4 protein-coding genes are annotated in these 3,581 nt (G+C 72.9%); all 4 read left to right on the top strand.

The window, feature by feature from the left end; translation table 11 throughout:
- Nucleotides 1-447 (top strand): aggregation-promoting factor C-terminal-like domain-containing protein (locus tag AC08OU_RS23650; protein ID WP_476605853.1); only part of this gene is annotated, 447 nt, incomplete at its 5' end.
- A gap of 167 nt (nucleotides 448-614) precedes the next feature.
- Nucleotides 615-1,754, top strand: coding sequence for a hypothetical protein (locus AC08OU_RS23655; protein ID WP_476605854.1), 1,140 nt, complete (start codon nucleotides 615-617; stop codon nucleotides 1,752-1,754).
- Nucleotides 1,751-2,458 (top strand): CAP domain-containing protein, encoded by a 708-nt coding sequence (locus AC08OU_RS23660; RefSeq protein ID WP_476605855.1) that lies wholly within the window; start codon nucleotides 1,751-1,753, stop codon nucleotides 2,456-2,458. Before AC08OU_RS23655 ends, AC08OU_RS23660 begins: the two co-directional genes overlap by 4 nt.
- A gap of 347 nt (nucleotides 2,459-2,805) precedes the next feature.
- On the top strand, nucleotides 2,806-3,581 hold a 776-nt coding region (locus AC08OU_RS23665), incomplete at its 3' end, for a P-loop NTPase family protein (RefSeq protein ID WP_476605856.1).

Below are 3,581 nucleotides of genomic sequence, written 5' to 3' on the forward strand. Positions count from 1 at the left end.
CCCCTGGACGCGCCGCTCAGCCCGAACGCGCCGGGCGGCGTGGCAGCCGCGGGGGAGTTCTATCCGGTCCAGCCAGGACCGGTCGAGCCAGGTGCCGGTAGCGGGGACGGGTCGACCGGTGGGCGGCCCCTGCCGCCCGGGATCTGGGCGGCCAAGAGGTACGCGCAGTCCCGGCTGCCCGCCTACGGATGGACCGACCCGAACGAGATGGTCAGCCTGAACCGGTTGTGGATGAGGGAGAGCGGGTGGCGGGCGACCGCCCGCAATCCGAGCTCCGGCGCCTACGGCATCCCTCAGGCCCTGCCGGCGAGAAAGCTCGCCTCGGCAGGGTCGGACTGGCGGACGAATCCCCGGACCCAGATCGACTGGGGACTGGCGTACATCCGCGAGCGCTACGGCTCGCCGTCCAAGGCATGGGCGCACAGCCAGGCGACCGGCTGGTACTGATCTGAGATCCGGTCTGAGATCCGGTCTGAGATCCGGTCCGGGATCCGGTACCGGCCCGGGACATGGCTGGAAACCTGTGGCCGTGCCGTGACCGCGGGGGGTGGATCCGGTCAACACCAAGAGGGCCGGGCACACCGAATCGGCATGAACGGCAGTGGGAGGAACCCATGGCACAACTTGTGGACCGGCGCTCGGGGACGAGCGCGCAGTCGGCGGAGGCCGCCCGGGCTCCCGAGCCGGAAGCGGGCGGCATCGACGGTCTGACCGTCGAGCAGTTGAGGGCTCAGTCCTGGCGGCTGGTCCAGAACCTGGCCGACGCGCTGCCGGACGACGTCACCCGGTTCGCCCGGCGGGCGCTGGCGGACAACCGGACGGACGAGGCTCTGTCCGCTGTGCTCTTCGCGTGCATCCACCTCGGCACGATGCTGAGCACCGTCGAGTACGCCGTCCTCGACGAGTGCCTGCTGTCCGTCGGTGAGGATGTCTCCCTGCTCGACCACGTCACCGTGGGCGACACCGAGCGGCCGGTGGTCTTCGAGTTCGTGGCCCTGCCGCATTCGGTACAGGATCTGCCGGAGGGTGTGGCGGGCGGGAATGCGACCGATGACGAGCCGGGCGTGGTGGCCGAGGCGGCGCGGCAGTTCGACCGGGACGTGACCGCCCGGCTCGGCACGCTCGAGGCCGCCCTCGGAGTCTGGCGTGCCTGGCGCTACCCGGTGACCGGCGCCGCCTGGCCCGTGCCCGTGCCGGTGTACCTCGTGGAGGCCCCGGACGAGGAGTTGGCGCAGGACCTCCTCACGGCGTTCTACGGCGGCGAGCAGGGCACGGACGGCTCGGGCGCCCCGATCGTCGAAATCTACGCCGCCGGCTCGGAGTTGCCGCCCCTGCACCGCGCCCTGCAGTTCGCCGGGGAACTCGTGTTCGCCTTGTCCGCGCCCCCGGAGTTCTCCTTCGCCGACGTCTTCGAGGGCGAGCCCGACGCCGAGGGGCGGCCCCAATCCCTGACCCGCGTCGCGGAGGACGAAGCGGCCAGGATGTCCGAGTACCTGCTGTCGGGGACGCCGATGCTGGTGGCGGACACCCAGGGCGAGGACGTCCTGGACCCGTCTCGGGGGCCCAGAGTGCCCCTGCACCTGCGCACCGACGGGACGTGGGTCTGGTCCGACGCCTCCGTCTACTACCTGCGGGAGCACCTGGTCGCCCCGCCGCCCGACTTTCACGCCTACCTGCAGACGGCTCCCACGACGGCGGAGCGGGTGAGTGACGCGACCTTGCACCACGCCGTCACATGGCTGCAGACCGGTTGAGCCGGGGTACCCGGCGGGCAGGGAGCCGAGGACCGGCGGACCATCCGCTCGGGCGGTCCCTGCTGGCCATCGTCATCCTCGTCGTGGGCTCGGTCCTGGCCGCCGTCGCCGCCGATGTCTCGGCGGACCGTGCCATCGGGCCGTCGCGACAGCGGACCGCGCCGCCGGCGTCGATCTCCCCCGTGACTGCGGACCCCGCACAGCCTCTGGAACAACCGCTCGGGTCCGGGGGCGGCCCGTCCGGTCGAGCGGTGACCGATCCCGCGGCCCCGGACCGGATGGCCCTCGGCGGCGTGACGCCGCCGTCCGCCGAGGAGGAGGCCGTGGTCGCCCTCAGCAACCAGGCGCGGCTCGCGGCCGGCTGCCGTCGGGTGACGTGGGACCCGACCCTCGCCCGGGCGGCCTTCCTGCACGCGCGGGACATGGTCCGGCAGGACTATTTCGAGCACGTTTCGCCGAGCGGTACCAGCCCCGTGGACCGGGCCCGGATGCTGGGCTTCGAGGGCGCCGTGGGGGAGAACCTCGCCGTCGGGTACGGGACGGCCGACGATGCCGTCACCGGGTGGCTGCGGTCGCCGCCGCACCGGGCGAACCTGCTCGACTGCGGTTTCACACTGATCGGAGTGAGCTACGTGGACGGCGTGATTGAGAGCAGTGAGGCGCGGGGGGTGTGGGTCCAGGAGTTCGGGACTCCGGCTCCGTGAGCAGGAGACGTCACTCCTGCCGGTCGGGCTCCGCTCCCTGTCGCTATTTCACCAGGCGTCAAAGCGGACGGCACCGGAACGTTGTTCTATCGCGCTGTGGCTTCGACCATCTCGGTATGGCGGAAGCGCTCGCAGGTAGGGATTTCGGTCGTTGTGACGGTCGCCGGTCGGCGACCGCGGGGCATCCGCCACGAGGCCGGGACGCCGCGAACCCGCGCACGATCCAGGCTGATGGAACGAAATCCGTTCCAGGACAAGCTGATCCGCTCCGGTCCGGGAACCTCAGGTCCGGGACTGGTGAGGCCTCGGCGGGCGGGGCCGACATCGACGGGATCGTCGGGGCCCTCGTGCGGGGCGGCGGGCGCCTGCTCCTGGTGACCGGCGAGCCGGGCCTCGGGCGCGGCCGGTGGGTGAGCAGCCTGCTCGAGCGCGCTCACGCGGTGTCCGACGTCGCGGTGAGCGGTCTCGGGTCGGTGCGGAGCACAGTCGGCCCCGATGGGACGGACGGCGTCCCGGAGGGGGCCGCGGTGGCCGCGAACCTGGTCCGGATCGTGGCCGGGATCCGCCGGCACGGACCCGCGGCGCACTTGATCGCGAAGATCTCCGAGAACCCTGCGGGGCCGCGGCCGGCGCAGGAGCTGTCCCTCGCGCTCGTCGCGGAGGCGGCGCGCAGACCGGTCACACTGCTCGTCGAGGACATCGACCTGGCGGGGGAGGACACCCTCGCCTTCGTCGACGAGCTACGCGCGGCGATGGACGTCGTTCCGCTGCTCGTGGTGGCGACCGCGACGACCGGACGGTGGGCGCGGGGACCGGGCGCCGGTCACTTGCGGTCCTGGGTGGGGGAGGGCGCCGTTCTGCACGTCCCCGTCGCGCCGGAGGACCACCCGGGGCCGGCCGCCGCCGCGTCGGCGTACGGGCAGCCCCGGCTCGCGGGCCATCCGGCCGCGTGGCGCGAGCCGCGGAGGTCCGGCCCGGACGACGAGCTGACGATGCTGGGTGCTTCCGTCGCGGCGCTCGAAGGCCGGCAGGACGCGCTGATCCGGGTACTTCTGCGGCTGTCCACCGCCATCTCCGAGGTGCGGGGCGGGCACGCGCCACCCCCTGCCGTCGAGTCCGCCGC

This window comes from Frankia sp. CcMO1 (genome assembly GCF_977945845.1).

Excerpts from the sequence above, each read along its gene's own strand:
- AC08OU_RS23655 (WP_476605854.1), top strand. The coding sequence starts at position 615 with ATGGCACAACTTGTGGACCGGCGCTCGGGGACGAGCGCGCAGTCGGCG.